At 44.4% G+C, this 18860-nt stretch carries 19 protein-coding genes; 17 read left to right on the top strand and 2 right to left on the bottom strand.

Translation table 11 applies throughout. The annotated features are described in order from the left end of the window. Positions 1-71: 71 nt before the first annotated feature. The 5 genes from B5F18_RS03085 (at position 72) to thiI (ending at position 4835) form a co-directional block, all read left to right on the top strand. Positions 72-641: a manganese efflux pump MntP gene (locus B5F18_RS03085; RefSeq protein ID WP_087156194.1), complete on the top strand. Its 570-nt coding sequence runs from the start codon at positions 72-74 to the stop codon at positions 639-641. A gap of 58 nt (positions 642-699) precedes the next feature. After that, the gene (gene prmA, locus B5F18_RS03080; protein WP_087156193.1) at positions 700-1650 is read left to right on the top strand and encodes a 50S ribosomal protein L11 methyltransferase; all 951 of its coding nucleotides are present in this window, start codon (positions 700-702) and stop codon (positions 1648-1650) included. 8 nt (positions 1651-1658) lie between these two features. Beyond that, positions 1659-2399, top strand: a complete 741-nt coding sequence (locus tag B5F18_RS03075; RefSeq protein WP_087156307.1) for a 16S rRNA (uracil(1498)-N(3))-methyltransferase — start codon at positions 1659-1661, stop codon at positions 2397-2399. A 64-nt stretch (positions 2400-2463) separates the two neighbouring features. Then, a complete protein-coding gene (locus B5F18_RS03070) occupies positions 2464-3618 on the top strand; it encodes a cysteine desulfurase family protein (RefSeq protein ID WP_087156192.1) in 1155 nt (384 codons plus the stop codon). Positions 3619-3653: 35 nt separating this feature from the next. Further along, entirely contained in the window at positions 3654-4835 is a 1182-nt protein-coding gene (gene thiI, locus B5F18_RS03065) for a tRNA uracil 4-sulfurtransferase ThiI (RefSeq protein ID WP_087156191.1), read from the top strand. Positions 4836-4903: 68 nt separating this feature from the next. Here the strand turns inward: thiI and B5F18_RS03060 are convergent, their stop codons facing one another. Next, positions 4904-5140 carry an HPr family phosphocarrier protein gene (locus B5F18_RS03060; RefSeq protein WP_087156190.1) on the bottom strand — a complete coding sequence of 79 codons (237 nt, stop codon included), beginning with the start codon at positions 5138-5140 and terminating at the stop codon, positions 4904-4906. A 142-nt stretch (positions 5141-5282) separates the two neighbouring features. On the opposite strand from B5F18_RS03060, the gene mtaB reads away from it, so the two are divergent. From mtaB to B5F18_RS03025, 7 genes are all read left to right on the top strand, one after another. Beyond that, positions 5283-6581, top strand: coding sequence for a tRNA (N(6)-L-threonylcarbamoyladenosine(37)-C(2))-methylthiotransferase MtaB (gene mtaB, locus B5F18_RS03055; RefSeq protein WP_087156189.1), 1299 nt, complete (start codon positions 5283-5285; stop codon positions 6579-6581). Between the two features lie 57 nt (positions 6582-6638). Beyond that, positions 6639-6902, top strand: coding sequence for an IreB family regulatory phosphoprotein (locus tag B5F18_RS03050; RefSeq protein ID WP_087156188.1), 264 nt, complete (start codon positions 6639-6641; stop codon positions 6900-6902). Positions 6903-6905: 3 nt separating this feature from the next. After that, a complete protein-coding gene (gene ruvX / locus B5F18_RS03045) occupies positions 6906-7364 on the top strand; it encodes a Holliday junction resolvase RuvX (protein ID WP_087156187.1) in 459 nt (152 codons plus the stop codon). Further along, positions 7351-7608 (top strand): DUF1292 domain-containing protein, encoded by a 258-nt coding sequence (locus B5F18_RS03040; protein WP_087156186.1) that lies wholly within the window; start codon positions 7351-7353, stop codon positions 7606-7608. Before ruvX ends, B5F18_RS03040 begins: the two co-directional genes overlap by 14 nt. Positions 7609-7838: 230 nt before the next feature. Continuing rightward, the gene (locus B5F18_RS03035; RefSeq protein ID WP_087156185.1) at positions 7839-9509 is read left to right on the top strand and encodes a ribonuclease J; all 1671 of its coding nucleotides are present in this window, start codon (positions 7839-7841) and stop codon (positions 9507-9509) included. An 80-nt stretch (positions 9510-9589) separates the two neighbouring features. After that, positions 9590-10231, top strand: coding sequence for an O-methyltransferase (locus tag B5F18_RS03030; RefSeq protein WP_087156184.1), 642 nt, complete (start codon positions 9590-9592; stop codon positions 10229-10231). A gap of 13 nt (positions 10232-10244) precedes the next feature. Beyond that, positions 10245-11471 carry a peptidase U32 family protein gene (locus B5F18_RS03025; protein WP_087156183.1) on the top strand — a complete coding sequence of 409 codons (1227 nt, stop codon included), beginning with the start codon at positions 10245-10247 and terminating at the stop codon, positions 11469-11471. 50 nt (positions 11472-11521) lie between these two features. Here B5F18_RS03025 and sigK read toward each other — a convergent pair whose 3' ends face one another. Continuing rightward, the gene (sigK, locus tag B5F18_RS03020; protein ID WP_087156182.1) at positions 11522-12139 is read right to left on the bottom strand and encodes an RNA polymerase sporulation sigma factor SigK; all 618 of its coding nucleotides are present in this window, start codon (positions 12137-12139) and stop codon (positions 11522-11524) included. Between the two features lie 115 nt (positions 12140-12254). On the opposite strand from sigK, the gene B5F18_RS03015 reads away from it, so the two are divergent. From B5F18_RS03015 to codY, 5 genes are all read left to right on the top strand, one after another. Beyond that, positions 12255-13079 (top strand): alpha/beta hydrolase, encoded by an 825-nt coding sequence (locus B5F18_RS03015; RefSeq protein WP_087156181.1) that lies wholly within the window; start codon positions 12255-12257, stop codon positions 13077-13079. 143 nt (positions 13080-13222) lie between these two features. Then, a complete protein-coding gene (locus B5F18_RS03010; RefSeq protein ID WP_087156180.1) occupies positions 13223-14740 on the top strand; it encodes a YifB family Mg chelatase-like AAA ATPase in 1518 nt (505 codons plus the stop codon). Next, entirely contained in the window at positions 14709-15839 is a 1131-nt protein-coding gene (dprA, locus tag B5F18_RS03005; RefSeq protein WP_242955792.1) for a DNA-processing protein DprA, read from the top strand. Before B5F18_RS03010 ends, dprA begins: the two co-directional genes overlap by 32 nt. 12 nt (positions 15840-15851) lie before the next feature. Then, positions 15852-17924, top strand: a complete 2073-nt coding sequence (gene topA / locus B5F18_RS03000; protein WP_087156178.1) for a type I DNA topoisomerase — start codon at positions 15852-15854, stop codon at positions 17922-17924. Between the two features lie 123 nt (positions 17925-18047). After that, on the top strand, positions 18048-18833 hold the full coding sequence (gene codY, locus B5F18_RS02995) for a GTP-sensing pleiotropic transcriptional regulator CodY (RefSeq protein WP_087156177.1): 786 nt from the start codon (positions 18048-18050) through the stop codon (positions 18831-18833). Positions 18834-18860: the final 27 nt, after the last annotated feature.

The raw sequence follows: 18860 nt of genomic DNA, 5'->3' as shown, positions 1-18860 counted from the left end.
AATTGGAAGTATAACTTAAAAATACTAAGAAAAGAGCAGTGCAGGTCTTGCCGGAAAGAACGGAGGAAGACATGGGGATTATTGAATTATTTCTGATTGCAGTAGGACTTTCTATGGACGCATTTGCCGTGTCCATATGCAAAGGACTCTCTATGAAACAATGTACATGGAAAAAGTCTGGGATCGTGGGTATTTATTTTGGTGTTTTTCAGGCCGGCATGCCACTTTTGGGATACCTTCTTGGAGTTCAATTTAAAGATGTGATCACTTCTGTTGATCATTGGATCGCGTTCATCCTTTTGGGATGTATTGGTGGAAACATGATAAAGGAGGCACTCTCAGGGGAAGAGGACTGCGTCTGCAATGAAGAAAAGCTGGATGTGAAAACCATGTTAGGACTTGCAGTTGCAACAAGCATTGATGCTTTGGCTGTGGGCGTGACATTTGCATTTTTGAATGTGGATATTATTCCGGCTGTCAGTTTCATCGGTGTGACAACATTCATGATTTCCATGGCAGGTGTGAAAATCGGACATGTATTCGGAAACAGGTATGAAAGCAGGGCAGAACTGTTCGGGGGAGTCATTCTTATTTTGATCGGCTTAAAGATTCTTCTTGAACATTTGGGTTTCCTGTCCTGATTGCGTTTTAGGCGGTCATTTGTTATACTTGTAAAAGACTAAAACGAGGTGAACGAAAATGAAATGGTATAAATTCAGATTAAAGACAACGACAAAGGCAGAGGATCTTGTCAGTTCCGTGCTTATGGACCTTGGGATTGGGGGAATCGAGATTGAGGATAAAATCCCGCTCACCCAAAAAGACAAAGAGCAGATGTTTGTGGATATTCTCCCGGAGATAGAGCCTGACGATGGAGTAGCGTATATCAGTTTCTATCTGGAGGAGGACGATGATAAGGAAAAAGTTCTGGATGATGTGAGAAGAGAGCTTGAGGAGCTTTCCTCTTTTATGGATGTAGGAGAGTGTACGATTGAGGAGTCTAAGACCGAGGATGTGGACTGGGTGAACAACTGGAAACAGTATTTCCATCAGTTTTATGTGGATGACATCCTTATCATTCCGTCCTGGGAAGATGTAAAACCTGAGGATGAGGACAAAATGATCATACACATTGATCCAGGTACAGCGTTTGGAACCGGAATGCATGAGACAACCCAGCTTTGTATCCGTCAGATAAGAAAATATACAACGCCATCCACAAAAATCTTGGATGTTGGCTGCGGAAGCGGGATTCTTGGCATGTTGGCTTTGAAATTCGGGGCAGCGTATTCCGTTGGGACGGATCTTGATCCGTGTGCGATTGATGCCACATATGAAAATATGGAGGTAAATGGGATTGCAAAGAATCAATATGAGGTGATGATCGGCAATATCATTGACGACGAAGAGGTGCAGGAGAAGGTTGGCTGCGGCTATGATATTGTCGTGGCAAATATTCTGGCCGATGTGCTTGTGCCGTTGACTCCGGTGGTCGCTGGTCATCTGAAAGAAGGAGGCATTTATATTACAAGCGGTATTATCCAGGAAAAGGAAGATACGGTTGTGGAGGCTGTCAAGGCATCAGGATTTACGGTTCTGGAAGTGAACCATCAAGGAGAATGGGTATCTGTGACAGCGAGAAAGAATTAGGTGAAAAGATGCATCAGTTTTTTGTGACACCAGATCAGGTGCAGGGACAAACCATTGAAATACAGGGGAATGATGTGAACCACATCAAAAATGTACTGCGCATGAAGGAAGGTGAAGAACTTCATGTCAGTGACGGCAACAATCAGAGATATCTGTGCAGAATTGAGAAGATAGAGGAAAGCAAAGTACTTGCAGCCATCAAAGAAATCCTGGCGGAGGATATGGAGCTTCCGGCAAAGATCTACCTGTTCCAGGGGCTACCAAAAGGAGATAAGATGGAGTGGATCGTGCAGAAGGCTGTGGAGCTTGGCGTGCATGAGATCATCCCGGTGGCAACAAAACGGTCGGTTGTCAGACTGGACGAGAAAAAGGCCAAAAAGAAAGTGGAGCGCTGGCAGATGATTGCCGAGAGTGCGGCCAAACAGTCTGCGCGCCAGATGATCCCTAAGGTCTGCCCTGTGATGAGCTATAAAGAGGCGCTTAGCTTGGCAAAAGAAATGGACAGATTTTTATTTCCTTATGAGCTAGCTGAAGGCATGGAAAGGACAAGGGAAGTGATCTCCACCATTCAAAGTGGACAGTCGGTGGCAGTCTTCATCGGGCCGGAGGGCGGATTTGATGCCAAAGAGGCGGAAGATGCCAAAGAGGCGGGGGCGCAGGTCATTACCCTGGGAAAGAGGATCCTGCGCACAGAGACTGCAGGACTTACTGTGCTCTCTATTTTGATGTTCTGTCTGGAAGGACGCTAGGGCCGTTGCACTTTGTTGGCGGGAGCATATAGTAATAAAGAAGAGGAAAAAGAGGAGAATACCTATGGAGGTTTATTTAGATAATTCGGCCACAACAAAATGTTATGACAGTGTACGGGACATTGTAGGGAAAGTGATGTGTGAAGATTACGGAAATCCGTCCTCCATGCACAGAAAAGGCGTGGTTGCAGAAAAATATGTCAAAGAAGCAAGATCCGTTCTTGCAAAGTCGCTGAAGGTGCAGGACAAGGAGATTTTTTTTACTTCTGGGGGAACAGAGAGTGACAATCTGGCTATCAGGGGAGTTGCAAGGGCCAATAAGAGAGCCGGAAAACATCTTATCACAACATCGATTGAACATCCGGCTGTTTTAAATACCATGCAATATATGGAAGAGCAGGGATACCGGGTTACGTTTTTGCCTGTGGATCAGTACGGGAGAGTACGGCTGGATGCCTTAAGAGATGCACTTTGTGAGGACACCGTTTTGGTATCCATCATGTATGTGAACAATGAGGTTGGAGCTGTACAGCCGATACAGGAGGCAGCCCGGGTGATTAAAAATTATAATAAAAATATCCTGTTCCATGTGGACGCAGTACAGGGATATGGAAAATACAGAATTTTTCCGAAAAGGGAAGGCATTGACATGCTCTCCTTAAGCGGGCATAAGATTCATGGTCCAAAAGGAATCGGGGCACTCTATATTGATGAAAGGGTGAAGATCAAACCGATCGTGTTTGGAGGAGAGCAGCAGCACAACATCCGATCCGGTACGGAGAATGTTCCTGGGATCGCGGGACTTGGTATGGCGGCAAAGGAAATTTATACCGGACTGGAAGAAAAGGTAGCTGTTATGAGAAAACTGAAAGGAAAGTTTGTTGAAGGGATCAAAAGGATTCCGTATACTGCGATCCATGGACTGTATGATGACACAAGCGCACCGCATATCATCAGCGTAGGATTCATGGGAGTGCGCAGCGAAGTTCTTTTGCACGCGCTGGAAGATCAGGGGATTTATGTGTCATCAGGGTCCGCATGTGCATCTAACCATCCGCAGATAAGCGGGGTGTTAAAGGGGATTGGAACGAGAAGGGAATTCCTGGATGCGACGTTGCGTTTCAGTATGTCTGAATTTACCACAGAGGAAGAGATTGACTATACGCTGAAGACGCTGTATAATTTGGTACCAATGTTACGTCGTTATTCCAGACGGTAAAAGAAGTCCAAGAGGGATAGAAAGGATAAATCAAAATGACATATCAGGCTTTTTTGATAAAATACGGAGAGATTGGAATTAAAGGAAAGAACCGCTACCTGTTTGAGGATGCGCTTGTGCGCCAGATTAAATATGCGCTCAAAGACGTGGAGGGCAGTTTCCATGTCCGCAAATCCCAGGGGCGCATCTATATAGACTGGAACGGATATTATGACTATGAGGATGCGATTTCTGCATTAAAATGTGTGTTCGGGATTGTGGGGATCTGTCCGGTCGTTCAGGTAGAGCAAAAGGGATTTGAGGAACTGAAAAAAGATGTGGTGGCATATATGGACGCGGCATATCCGGACAAAAACATTACCTTTAAAGTGGAGTCCAGAAGGCAGAAAAAGACCTATCCGAAAAACTCTATGGAGATCAACAGAGATTTAGGGGAGGCGATTCTGGAGGCATTCCCGGAAATCCGCGTCGACGTCCATCACCCAGATGTACTGCTCAATGTGGAAGTGCGCGACGAGGTGTATCTATACTCGGAGGTCATCCCGGGACCTGGAGGGATGCCGGTAGGGACAAACGGAAAGGCTATGCTTTTGCTCTCCGGCGGTATTGACAGCCCGGTGGCTGGTTATATGATCTCCAAGCGAGGTGTAGGATTGGAGGCAACCTATTTCCATGCGCCGCCGTACACGAGTGAGCGTGCAAAGCAAAAGGTAGTGGATCTGGCAAAACTTGTGGCAAAGTATTCCGGTCCGATCACTCTAAATATCGTGAATTTCACAGACATTCAGCTCTACATTTACGATGAATGCCCTCACGATGAGCTGACCATTATTATGCGCCGGTACATGATGCGCATAGCGGAACATTTTGCAAAGGAGAGCGGATGTCTTGGTCTGATCACAGGGGAGAGCATCGGCCAGGTGGCAAGCCAGACCATGCAAAGCCTTATGGCCACGAACGATGTGTGTACGATTCCGGTGTACCGCCCTTTGATCGGATTTGACAAACAGGAGATTGTGGAAATATCTGAAAAGATCAATACGTACGAGACGTCCATTCAGCCATACGAGGATTGTTGTACAATCTTTGTGGCCAAGCATCCGGTGACAAAACCGAATGTAAATGTGATCCGCCGTTCAGAGGAAAAACTTACCGAAAAGATTGATGAGCTTGTGAAGACTGCGATCGAGACAACCGAGAGAATAGTAATTGAATAGAGACAGAAAAAAATAGAGCCATCCTATTTTTAAATAGGATGACTTTATTCATGAAAATGCAATAAATTTTACGCCTCAACAATGTAAGGTTTTAAAGCCTCCATAATTTCGTCGATATCACTCTTTGCATAAATGTTCAATGTGATTGGTTTTGCGAGGTCAAGGCTGAAGATACCCATGATAGATTTTGCGTCAATAACGTATCTGCCGGAAACCAAGTCAAAATCAGAGTCGTATTTCGTAATTGTGTTTACAAATGATTTTACATTTTCGATAGAATTTAAAGAAATTGTAACTGTTTTCATTGGAAAACCCTCCTTAAGATTATTTGTAATTATATTTATATCTTACGGTGAGCGTATATAAAAGTCAAGAAACAAAATGACGAAACAAGCTTTTGTTTTTCGTTAATTTCGATAAATGGTGACAGCAGAAAGAAGGGAAAAAATGAAAAGAGCAGCATTGCATAATTTAGGATGTAAAGTAAACGCCTATGAGACAGAGGCCATGCAGGAGCTGCTGGAACGTGCCGGCTATGAGATCGTGCCGTTTCAGGAGGAAGCAGATGTTTATATCATCAATACCTGTACTGTGACCAATATGGCGGACAGAAAGTCAAGGCAGATGCTTCACCGGGCAAAAAAGAAAAATCCGGAAGCAATTGTTGTGGCGGCAGGATGCTATGTACAGGCAGCCGAAGAAAATGGGCAGATCGATGAATGCATTGACATTGTTATTGGCAATAATAAGAAAAAGAATATCGTAGAAGTGCTTAAGGAGTATGAGGAGCGCTGCGGGGAGAAGATAACGGAAGTCATTGATATCAACCACACACAGGAGTATGAGGGCATGCGCCTGACAAGAACAAGAGAGCACACAAGGGCATATATCAAAGTACAGGATGGGTGCAATCAGTTCTGCAGTTACTGTATCATCCCATATGCCAGAGGAAGAGTCAGAAGCAGGACAGCCGGCGATGTGGTGGACGAGATCAAAGACCTGGCGGAAAATGGATATAAAGAAGTTGTTTTGACAGGAATCCATTTGAGTTCCTATGGCGTGGATTTTGAGCAGGAAAAAACGGACCTTCTTGGTTTGATATTGGCAGTGCATAAGATTGAGGGAATTGAAAGAATCCGGCTTGGATCTTTGGAGCCAAGAATCATCACTGAGGAGTTTGCAAAAACGATTTCTGGGCTTCCTAAGTTCTGTCCGCATTTTCATCTGTCCTTGCAGAGCGGCTCCAATGCCACCTTGAAGCGCATGAACCGCAAATATACAGCGGAAGAGTTTAGAGAAAAATGCACATTGCTCAGAAAGTATTTTGAAAATCCAGCCCTTACTACCGATATCATCGTAGGGTTCCCTCAGGAGAGCGAGGAAGAATTTGCCCAGACGAAGGCTTTTGTGGACGGCATTGATTTCTATGAAACACACATTTTCAAATACTCCAAAAGACAGGGTACGAAAGCTGCGGCCATGGAAGGTCAGATCGATGAGCAGATAAAGACAAAAAGAAGTAATGAAATGCTTGCCATGGACAGGGAAAAACGCCAAAAATACGAGGATGCCTGGCTTGGGAAAGAGGTGGAGGTCCTTGTGGAGGAGGAGATTGTCCACGAAGGGAAGAAAGGATTTGTCGGACACACAAAGGAATATATGAAGGTGTTCCTTGAGTCAGATGAGGATATCAGGAATAAAATAGTAAAAATGACGCTTGAAAATCGTTTACAAATTATACATTGAATTTTATAACTAGTTATATTAGAATGAAATGGAAAGTAGATAGAAGGACGTGAGCAGATGAAAGATTTAAGCAATACACAATTTTTTAAAGTTGAGCCGGCACCTCAGATTCAGGCAAAGGATATTCTAGAGATTGTATACAGCGCTTTGAGGGAAAAAGGTTATAATCCAGTAAATCAAATCGTAGGATACATCATGTCCGGAGACCCGACGTACATTACAAGTCATAACGGAGCCAGAAGTCTGATTATGAAGGTGGAGCGAGATGAACTGGTAGAGGAGATGCTCAAAGAATATATCAAGAACCAGGGCTGGAAATAGAAGATGAGAGTACTTGGACTTGATTACGGGACAAAGACAGTGGGAGTGGCGATAAGTGACCCGCTGGGAATTACAGCGCAGGCTGTTGAGACGATTGTGAGAAAAGCGGAGAACAAACTTCGCCAGACCCTTGCCAGAATCGAGAGTTTGGCAAAGGAAAACAGTGTGGAGAAGATTGTACTCGGCTTTCCAAAGCATATGAACAACGACATAGGAGAACGCGCGAAACGTACGCTGGAGTTCAAGGAAATGCTGGAGAGGCGTACCGGGCTGGAAGTGATTTTATGGGATGAACGGCTGACCACGGTGGAGGCAGAGAGAACTTTGATCGAGAGCAGTATAAGGCGTGAAGAGCGCAAGAAATATATCGATAAGATTGCGGCAGTGTTTATTCTGCAGGGATATCTGGATTCCATATATCATGACAATGAGCGTAAAGGAGAAAAACATGGAGAAGATTAAGTTTGTATTGGACGGAACAGAGGAAACAGAGTTTTTTGTCCTGGAACAGACGAGGATCAACGGTGTTTCTTACCTTCTTGTCTCAGATTCTGAAGACGATGAAGCGGAATGTCTGATCCTGAAAGATACGAGTACAGATGAGGACAGGGACAGTATTTACGAGATTATTGAAGATGACACAGAATTATTGGCCGTATCAAAGATGTTTGAAGAACTTTTGGAAGACACAACAATTGAATTATAAGTATTAGAATGAAGTGAAACTTTTGCGTATATAAGATAGATTACAAAAGCCATAAGGCTGTTGCAATAGACGAGCCATGTCGGGGAGTATCATCCGGATTTGCAGTACTGAGGAGAAAAAGAGGACGGACAGAGTCAGGATTTCCTTAAAAATGCGGATAGGTAGACCCGCTGACATTGCATGTAGTAAAACAAAATGTGCGGAAGAGTTAGATTTATGGAGGTGTAGTTTTGAGAAAAGGAAACAATTCAAAATTGAGAATCATTCCTTTGGGCGGACTGGAACAGATAGGAATGAACATTACTGCCTTTGAATACGAAGACAGTATTATTGTCGTGGACTGCGGTCTTGCATTTCCACAGGACGATATGCTTGGAGTAGATTTAGTTATACCGGATATCACGTATTTAAAAGACAATGTAGAAAAAGTGAAAGGATTTGTCATCACCCACGGGCACGAGGACCACATCGGCGCACTGCCGTATATTTTAAAAGAGCTCAATGTGCCGATCTATACGACAAAACTGACAATGGGGATCATTGAGAATAAGCTCAAAGAGCACAACCTGATGCGCAGCACAAGAAGAAAGGTTGTGCGCCACGGACAGTCCATCAATCTTGGACAGTTCCGAATTGAGTTTATCAAGACAAACCACAGTATTCAGGATGCATCGGCGCTTGCCATCTATTCTCCGGCTGGAATTGTCGTTCACACAGGGGATTTTAAAGTGGACTATACGCCGGTATTCGGCGATGCCATTGATCTGCAGCGCTTTGCAGAGATTGGGAAAAAGGGTGTTCTGGCACTGATGTCCGACAGTACCAATGCGGAGAGACCAGGATTTACCATGTCTGAACGCACGGTTGGAAGAACCTTTGACAATATCTTTTCGGAGCACAGAAACACGAGGATCATCATTGCCACATTTGCATCCAATGTAGACCGTGTGCAGCAGATCATAAATTCGGCGTACAAATACGACAGAAAAGTGGTTGTTGAGGGAAGAAGTATGGTGAACATCATCTCCACGGCATCAGAACTTGGATATCTGCAGATTCCGGACAAGACATTGATCGACATTGACCAGCTTAGAAATTATCCGGACGAAAAGACAGTGATTATCACAACGGGAAGCCAAGGCGAGTCTATGGCTGCCCTTTCCAGGATGGCTGCGGATGTGCATAAAAAAGTGACGATCAAGCCGGGAGACACTGTTATCTTCAGCTCCAACCCGATTCCAGGAAATGAAAAAGCAGTATCACGCGTGATCAATGAGCTTTCCCAGAAAGGGGCTGATGTTATCTTTCAGGATGCCCATGTGTCCGGACATGCATGTCAGGAGGAGTTGAAACTGATCTATTCTTTGATCAAACCGAAATATGCGATCCCGGCTCACGGAGAGTACAGGCATTTGAAGGCAAATGCAGGGATTGCCCAGTCACTTGGTATTCCGAAGGAGAATATTTTTATCCTACAGTCAGGGGATGTGATCGAGCTTTCCCAGGACAGCGCAAAAGTCGTGGATAAAGTACACACCGGAGCAATCCTCGTAGATGGACTTGGTGTCGGAGATGTCGGAAATATCGTACTGAGAGACAGGCAGCATTTGGCAGAAGATGGAATCCTGATCGTTGTGCTCACTTTGGAAAAGGGGACAAACAGACTTTTGGCGGGGCCGGACATTGTGTCCAGGGGATTTGTCTATGTCAGAGAGTCCGAAAGTCTGATGGAGGAGGCAAGACAGGTGCTATACAATACGCTTGAGGACTGTCTTAGAAACCGGAATGCAGACTGGAGTAAGATTAAAAATGCAATCCGTGATACGATGAATGATTTTATCTGGAAGAGGACAAAGAGAAAACCTATGATTCTTCCGATCATTATGGATGTGAATGTATAAGTATATGAAGACTTGCGGGAGGGCATCGCAGAATTATGATTTTGCGGGCCCTCTCTTGATGCGCCACAGGAGGAAAAAAGATGATAGTAGAGGAAAGGATGGTATCCTTTATACGTTCTCTGGAACAGGAAAACACCCCTATCCTGGAAGAGATAGAAAGTGAGGCCCTCAAAGACAAGGTCCCTATTATCCGAAAAGAGATGCAGAGTTTTTTAAAGGTTCTGCTTTTAATAAAAAAGCCGGCGAGGATTTTGGAGGTCGGGACAGCAGTTGGATTTTCTGCCATTTTGATGAGTGAATATATGCCGAAAGGGTGCATCATCGACACTATTGAAAAGTATGAGAAGAGAATTCCCATTGCACGGGAAAATTTTAGAAGGGCAGGGAAAGAAGACTGTATCTCTCTGCTCAAAGGAGATGCACTGGAAATTATGCGCTCTCTTTCTGGACCGTATGATTTTATCTTTATGGATGCTGCGAAAGCACAGTATATCAGTTATTTTCCAGAGGCAGTGCGGTTGCTTGGCAAAGGAGGAGTACTTCTTTCGGACAATGTGCTGCAGGATGGGGATATCATAGAATCCAGGTTTGCAGTGGAGCGAAGAAATCGTACGATCCACAGCAGAATGAGGGAGTACCTTTACACTTTGAAACATGATGAAAGACTGGAAACGTCCATTGTCCCTATCGGGGACGGGGCGGCTCTGAGTATAAAGAAATAAAGGAGAGAAGACAATGGCAAGATATCCTGAATTGCTGATTCCGGCGAGCAGCCTGGAGGTATTAAAGACTGCAGTCATATTTGGGGCTGATGCAGTGTACATTGGAGGAGAGGCATTTGGACTTCGGGCAAAGGCAAAAAATTTTTCCATGGAAGAGATGAAGGAAGGTATTGCATTTGCTCACGAACACGATGTAAAAGTATATGTGACCGCGAATATTCTGGCGCATAATGATGACCTGGAGGGAGTCAGAGCATATTTTGAGGAGTTAAAAGAAATAGGGCCGGATGCGCTCATTATTGCAGACCCGGGGGTGTTTGAGATTGCCAAAGAGATTTGTCCGGACATTGAAAGGCATATTAGTACGCAGGCCAACAACACAAACTATGGAACTTATAATTTTTGGTATCGCCAGGGAGCAAGCCGCGTGGTGTCTGCAAGGGAACTCTCTCTTGAGGAGATCAAAGAAATCCGCGCTCATATTCCAAAAGAGTTGGAGATAGAGACATTCGTACACGGCGCTATGTGTATCTCTTATTCCGGAAGATGTCTGCTGAGCAACTATTTTACCGGAAGAGATGCCAACAGGGGGGCGTGTACTCATCCTTGCAGATGGAAGTATGCAGTTGTTGAGGAGAAAAGGCCGGGTGAGTATTTGCCGGTCTATGAAAACGAGAGAGGTACCTATATTTTCAATTCCAAGGATCTGTGCATGATAGAACATATTCCGGAAATCCTGGATGCGGGAATTGACAGTCTGAAAATCGAAGGGCGGATGAAGACAGCACTTTATGTGGCTACTGTGGCGAGAACATACAGAAAAGCCATTGATGATTATCAGAAGGATCCAAAACTCTATGAAAAAAATATGCCGTGGTATTTGGAACAGATATCCAACTGTACGTACCGCCAGTTTACAACCGGATTTTTCTTTGGTAAACCCGATGAGACAACGCAGATATACGACAGCAACACGTATGTGAAGGAGTACACTTACCTTGGCATCATTGGGAAGGAAAAAGACGGCATGTATAGGATTGAGCAGAGAAATAAATTTTCCGTTGGGGAAGAGATTGAGATCATGAAACCAAACGGGGACAATCTTGTGGCAACCGTAAAGAGGATCCTGGATGAAGAGGGGAACGAACAGGGGAGCGCACCACATCCAAAACAGGTGCTCTATGTAGACCTTGGGGTGAAAGCGGACAAGTTTGATATTTTGAGAAGAAAAGAGGAGTAAAAGTCCGGCGAAAAAGGAGCGGAGAGTCCGCTTCTTTTTCGGGAGCTGGTTTAAAAGTGAGCGCGCAGTTTTTCGATGGCGCTTTTTTCAATTCGGGACACATAGGAGCGGGAAATGCCGAGCAAAGCGGCGATTTCCCGCTGCGTGTATTCCTCTTCGTTGTAGAGGCCGTAGCGCATTTTCAGGACAAGACGTTCTCTTTTGGAGAGTGTGGATTCCAGAGTCTGATACAGTTTTTTGATATCCTCTTTTAAGGCCAGCTGATCCTGCACAGTTGTCTCATCGGATTCAATGATGTCGAAGAGCTGGATCTCATTGCCCTCCCTGTCTGTTCCGATTGGCTCATAGAGTGAGACTTCTCTGGAGATTTTTTTGTGGGATCGCAAAAGCATGAGAATTTCATTTTCTATGCAGCGGGCAGCATAGGTAGAAAGACGGCTGTTTTTGGAGGGGTCGAATGTCACAACCGCTTTGATCAGTCCGATGGTTCCGACGGAGAGAAGGTCTTCAGAGTCTTCCCCGTAATTCTGGTATTTTTTTACAATGTGCGCAACCAGTCTTAAATTACGCTCGATCAGGATGTGTTTTGCTTGAAGGTCGCCTTCTGTATATTTTTGCAGGTAATAAGCCTCTTCTTCGGGAATCATAGGTTTTGGAAATGCTTTCAAGAAAAACACCTCAAAGCGTATTTAATATAACGTATGAGAGGACAAAATGGATTGTGCTTTTCCAAGAAGATTTGGAGTTGTACGATTTTGATGAAACACGATAAGGAGGAAAGAGATGATACATCAGGAAATTCCTGTTGTCCTGGAAAAAATCAGGACAGAAGCGAAACTTTATACTTATTTTTGGGAAAATTCAAAGGAACTTTATGACGGAAGAAGAAGGCCTGTCGTGATCATCTGCCCGGGAGGCGCCTACCGCATGACATCCGACAGGGAGGCGGAATCTTTGGCGATCAAGTTTATGGAGATGGGGTGCCATGCAGCGGTCCTCCGTTACAGCGTGGCTCCTCAAAAGCTCTGGCCAAAGGTATTTTTGGAACTTGGATGGTGTGTCAAGATACTTCGGGAGAGGGCAGACGAATGGTATATTGAACCGGATAAAATCATTGTGCAGGGCTCGTCTGCGGGAGGACATCTGGCAGCCGGATATAGCAGTTTCTGGAAGGAAGAGTGGATGAAAAGCTCCCTGCATGTTTCAGACGCGGAACTGTTAAGGCCAAATGGGCAGATACTTAGTTATCCGGTTATCTCTTCCGGTGAATATGGACACAGGGAAAGTTTTTGCAATCTTTGCGGAGAGAAGTATGATGTGCTCAAGGAAAAAGTATCTTTGGAAAAACAGGTGAGCGATGCAGTTCCTCCAACCTTTATCTGGCATACATTTGAAGATACAACGGTTCCTGCGGAAAATGCCATGTTGTATGCGCGGGCGTTGAGAGAACATGGGATTGTCACAGAATTTCATTTGTTTCCAAAAGGCGCACATGGACTTGGAAGTGCGGATGGACTGGGGCTTTCCGAGGATGGAAGAGGTTTTCAAAAGGAATGCGCTGTATGGATGAAACTGGTTCGTCCCTGGATTGAAAATCTGCCGTTTTAGTACAAAAAGCAAGGGAAAACGAGAAACAAAAAAGAAAATCCCTTGCTTTTTTTGTATATATATGTATAATGATAACTATATTACGTTCTAACTCATTTCATGACATTTCGTCAATGATTTCAGAAAAAGAAAGGAAAAATTTCATGTACTGTAAAGTGATGTCAGCGGTTCTCAAGGGACTTAAGACAGAGTTTGTCTGTGTTGAGACCGATATTCAAAACGGGCTGCCCATGCTTCATATGGTTGGCTGCCTGGCTTCCGAGGTCAAAGAGTCTGGGGAGAGGATAAAAGCTGCAGCCAAAAATATGGGAATGGGAATCCCGGCAAAAAAGATTATCGTGAATCTGGCTCCAGCATGGGTGAGAAAGAGCGGGGCTGCATTTGATCTGCCTATAGGAGTGTCCATTCTCGGTGCTCTGATGGAGATTCCAAAAGAAAATCTGGAGAATGTACTCATTCTTGGTGAACTTGGACTGGACGGCAGTGTCCGTCCTATGAGGGGGCTTCTTCCCATGGTGCTTCACGCAAAGACACAAGGTGTGAAAACGTGCGTCATCCCTCATGGAAATCTGAAAGAGGGGAAGATGGCAGAAGGAATGCGGCTCATAGGGGTGAGCTCTTTGAAGGAAACAATAGAATTTTTAAAGGAGGGAAGAGTTCCCAGACATAGAACAGCCAGAAAAAAAGAAAAAAAGGAAAAATGCATTCCGGATTTTTCGGACATCAAAGGACAGAGGACATTAAAGAGGGCTGCGGAGGTGGCAGTGTGCGGAGGTCATAATATGCTGATGGTGGGGCCACCTGGAGCAGGAAAGACGATGATCGCAAAACGGATGGCAGGTATTCTGCCCAAGATGGGAGAGCAAGAAAAGCTTGAGATCATGAAAATATACAGTGTACTTGGACTGTTGGATGAGATGGAAGGAGAGGAGCAAAGGCCGTTCCGGGAAGTTCACCACACTATTACAAAAGCAGCCCTCATTGGCGGCGGGATTGTGCCAAAACCTGGGGAATTGAGTCTTGCAAATGGAGGAATCCTGTTCTTAGATGAACTTGCGGAATTTCAAAGAGGGGTGCTGGAGGTATTGAGACAGCCTTTGGAGGAGAGGCAGATCCGCCTTGTGCGAAACTCTGGAAACTATGTTTTCCCAGCGGACTGTATAGTGGTGGCTGCAACGAATGCATGTCCATGCGGAAATTTTCCAGACCTTTCGGCATGCACCTGTACACCTTCACAGAGGAGAAATTACTTTGGCAGAATCAGTCAGCCTTTTTTGTCCAGAATCGATATCTGTGTTGAGGCGCCGAAGATACAATTCAAGGATATTTCCGCAGACGGACAGGAGGAGACATCTGCATTGATCCGAAAACGAATTGAAAAAGCAAGGGAGATACAGGAAAAGCGATTTGGGAACAAGAGCATGGTCAATGCCAAGATGGGGATAAAGGAGATAGAAAGATTTTGCATCATGGATGGGGAGGCGAAGGACTGCCTTAAGGAGGCGTACACAGCACTTGGTTTGACGCCGAGGCTTTACCACAAAATATTGAGAGTGGCCAGGACGATCGCAGATCTAAAGGGCGATGAAAAGATAAAAAGAATACAGATAAGGGAGGCGCTTGGATATCGTGTCATGGAGCAAAGAAATTGGAGAGAGTGAATGGGGTAGTATGTGGAAGTATGGAATGTGGCTTTCCACAGTGAAAGGCATTTCACTGGCAAAGAAACGAAAAATGAATCCAAAACTTCTGTATCATAATATAGAAGAAATGAACTTATATACCGAATATGGGCTTTCTGACAAACAAATCCTGTCTCTAAAAGAGAGCAAAAAAACGTGGGAAATGGAGAGGCAGATGGAAGTTTTGAGGAAAAAGAACATAGCATTTGTTCCTTTTTTTACAGAGGAATACCCAGAAAAGCTTTTAAAGATCCCGTCAAGTCCTTATGGTTTATATGTGAAAGGAAAACTTCCAAACAAGAAAAAAAGATCAGTTGCTATTATCGGAGCAAGAATGTGCAGCAATTACGGAAAGGGTATGGCATCGCTCTTCGCAAAGGAACTTGCAGTGGCTGGTGTGGAGATTGTGAGCGGCATGGCTCATGGGATTGACAGTATTGCACAGAAAAGTGCATTGGATGCCAGGGGAATGACATTTGCAGTGCTCGGGTGCAGTGTGGATATTTGTTATCCAAGGGAAAATTTTTCACTGTACATGGAGATATTGGAAAAAGGGGGAGGCATTTTGAGTGAATATCCTCCCTCCACCCCACCCCTTGCCAAAAATTTTCCGGCTAGAAACCGTATCATCAGCGGTCTTTCGGATGCTGTCCTTGTCATGGAGGCAAAAGAGAAAAGCGGATCACTTATAACCGCTGACATGGCGCTGGAGCAGGGAAGGGATGTGTATGCACTGCCGGGAGATGTGACAAGTGCGTTAAGCCGCGGATGCAACCAGCTTTTAAGACAGGGGGCAGGTGTGCTGATATCGCCCGGGGAGACGCTTTTGGACCTTGGGATTATAAATACTGGAAAGAAACAAGAAAAAAATGAAAATAAAATAATGCTTGAAAGTGCCGAAAATATGGTGTATAGTTGCCTTGGTCTACATCCAAAAAGTCTGGAAGAACTTTCAGACGAAATTTCCATGAATATACCGGAACTTTTAGACATATTGATTGCATTGGAAATCAAAGGATGTATTTGTGAAATAGGAAAAAATTATTATGCGAGAGTAGAATCGACCATTGAAATATAAGGAGGATGTTATATGGCCCGGTATCTTGTAATTGTAGAATCTCCGGCGAAGGTAAAAACCATCAAAAAGTTTTTGGGCAGTAATTATGTTGTTGCCGCATCAAATGGGCATGTGAGAGATTTGCCAAAAAGTCAGCTCGGTATTGACGTGGAGCATGATTTTGAACCAAAATATATCACCATCAGAGGAAAAGGTGATATCCTTGCCAATTTGAGAAAGGAAGCAAAAAAGGCAGATAAAGTCTATCTGGCAACTGACCCGGACCGTGAAGGGGAGGCTATCGCGTGGCATCTTTCCAAAGCTTTAAAAGTGGACAGCAAAAAGATGTACCGGATTAGCTTTAACGAGATTACAAAGAGTGCTGTAAAGGCATCGATCAAACAGGCTAGGGAAATCGATACAAATCTGGTGGATGCACAGCAGGCAAGACGAGCCCTTGATAGAATCGTGGGATATCGCATCAGTCCGGTTCTCTGGGCAAAGGTAAAAAGAGGGTTAAGTGCAGGCCGTGTGCAGTCTGTGGCGCTTCGTATCATTGCGGACCGTGAAGAAGAGATCAATGCATTTATCCCGGAAGAATACTGGACATTGGAAGGGACCTTCCGTGTGGAAGGGGAGAAGAAACCTCTGAAAGCGAAATTCTACGGGACAGAAAAAAGTAAAATGAATATTCATTCCAAAGAAGAATTGGATGAAATCTTAAAAAAAGTAGAAAATGCTGCTTACCGTGTTGCGGAAGTAAAAAAAGGGGAGCGCTCTCAGAAAGCGCCTGTTCCGTTTACGACGAGCACATTGCAGCAGGAGGCATCAAAGGCGCTGAATTTTGCAACGCAGAAGACGATGCGCATTGCGCAGCAGCTATATGAAGGAATCGACATCAAAGGGAATGGAACAGTCGGTGTGATAACCTATCTGCGTACCGATTCCACCCGTATTTCCGAGGAGGCAGACACTGCTGTGAGGGAATATATTGGTCAGGTATACGGGGAAGAGTATGTAGCGGAGAAGGAAGGAAAAAAAGAGTCAGGGAAGAAGATTCAGGATGCCCATGAGGCTATCCGTCCGACAGATCCTGCAAGGACCCCGGCTTCATTGAAAGAATCCTTGACAAGGGATCAGTTCCGGCTGTACCAGCTTATCTGGAAACGTTTTCTTGCAAGCAGGATGAAACCAGCGAAATATGAGACAACATCCGTTAAGATTGCAGCAGATGAATATCGCTTTTCAGTTGCTGCATCCAAACTTGTATTTGACGGATTTCGAAATGTATACGTGGAGTCCGGAGAGGAGAAGGCGGAGGGGAATCTGCTTGTCAAAGGGCTGGACAAAGATTCTGTTCTCTCAAAAGAGTCCTTTGAATCAAAACAGCATTTTACCCAGCCCCCGGCTCATTATACGGAGGCAGCGCTTGTCAAGACGCTGGAGGAGCTTGGGATCGGACGCCCGAGTACGTACGCTCCGACCATTTCAACCATCATTGCAAGGCGTTATGTGGCAAAGGAGAATAAAAATCTCTATCTTACTGAGATTGGGGAAGTTGTAAACAATATTATGAAAAAATCCTTTGAGAGCATTGTGGATGTGAATTTTACAGCCTATATGGAGGGGCTTTTGGACCTGGTAGCAGAAGGAAAGGTGGAGTGGAAGTCTGTCATCAGCAATTTTTATCCTGATCTGGATGAAGCAGTGAAAAAAGCGGAAAAAGAGCTGGAGAGCGTGAAGATCGAAGACGAGGTGACAGATGTCATCTGTGAGGAGTGCGGCCGGAACATGGTGGTGAAATACGGACCTCACGGAAAGTTTCTTGCCTGTCCAGGGTTTCCTGAGTGCAGAAATACAAAACCTTATCTGGAAAAAGCAGGGGTGGCCTGCCCTCTGTGCGGGAAAGAGGTTGTGATCCGAAAGACCAAAAAGGGACGAAAATACTATGGATGTGAGAATAATCCGGAATGTGAGTTTATGTCATGGCAAAAACCTTCTGAAAAGAGATGTCCAAGATGTGGAAAATACATGACTGAAAAGGGAAATAAACTTGTCTGCAGCGACGCTCAGTGCGGATATTTTGAAGAAAAAGTGAAAAATTAGAAAAAATGTTGAATTGTGATAAATTGTATGATAACATTACAAATGAAAAGTGATTTGTGTTTGGCAAAATGTTATTAATGAAAAAGGCACAGAATCAAATAATCTTAATTGGAGGAAGAAAAAATGAGCGTACAGTTGTTGGATAAAACTCGAAAAATTAATAAACTGCTCCATAACAACAATTCCAGTAAGGTGGTGTTTAATGATATCTGTGAGGTACTTACGGAAATACTGGCCTCGAACGTGCTTGTAGTAAGTAAAAAGGGAAAAGTTCTTGGTATCGGAAAATGCTTGGGTGTTGAGTTGATCAATGAATTGATTACATCTGAAGTGGGAACTCACATTGACGGACTTTTAAATGAGCGTCTGTTGAGCATTCTTTCCACGAAGGAGAATGTAAATCTTCAAACACTTGGATTTTCAAAGGATGTTGTAGAAAACTATCAGGCGATCATCACTCCGATCGACATTGCGGGAGAGCGTCTCGGAACACTGTTCCTTTACAAGATGAATGCGACATACGATATCGATGATATTATCTTAAGTGAGTACGGCACAACTGTAGTTGGACTTGAAATGCTTCGTTCCGTGAACGAAGAAAATGCTGAGGAAGCCAGAAAAGAGCAGATTGTTCAGTCAGCTATCGGGACACTTTCCTTTTCAGAGTTGGAAGCAATTATTCATATTTTCGACGAACTGGAAGGGACGGAAGGGATTCTTGTGGCGAGCAAGATTGCGGACAGAGTGGGAATCACAAGGTCTGTTATCGTTAACGCCCTGCGCAAATTTGAGAGTGCAGGGGTGATTGAATCCAGGTCTTCCGGAATGAAAGGAACATACATTAAGGTCGTAAACGACTATGTGTTCAAGGAAATTGAATCTTTAAAGAAAGAAAAAATGAAAAAGTAAAAAGTAATTTGGGAAGAATAAAAGGAT

Origin of the sequence: Lachnoclostridium sp. An181 (assembly GCF_002160325.1) — a bacterium.
Lineage (GTDB): Bacteria > Bacillota > Clostridia > Lachnospirales > Lachnospiraceae > An181.
Note: the sequence above shows the minus strand (reverse complement) of the source record. Positions and strands in the feature narration are given on the sequence as shown.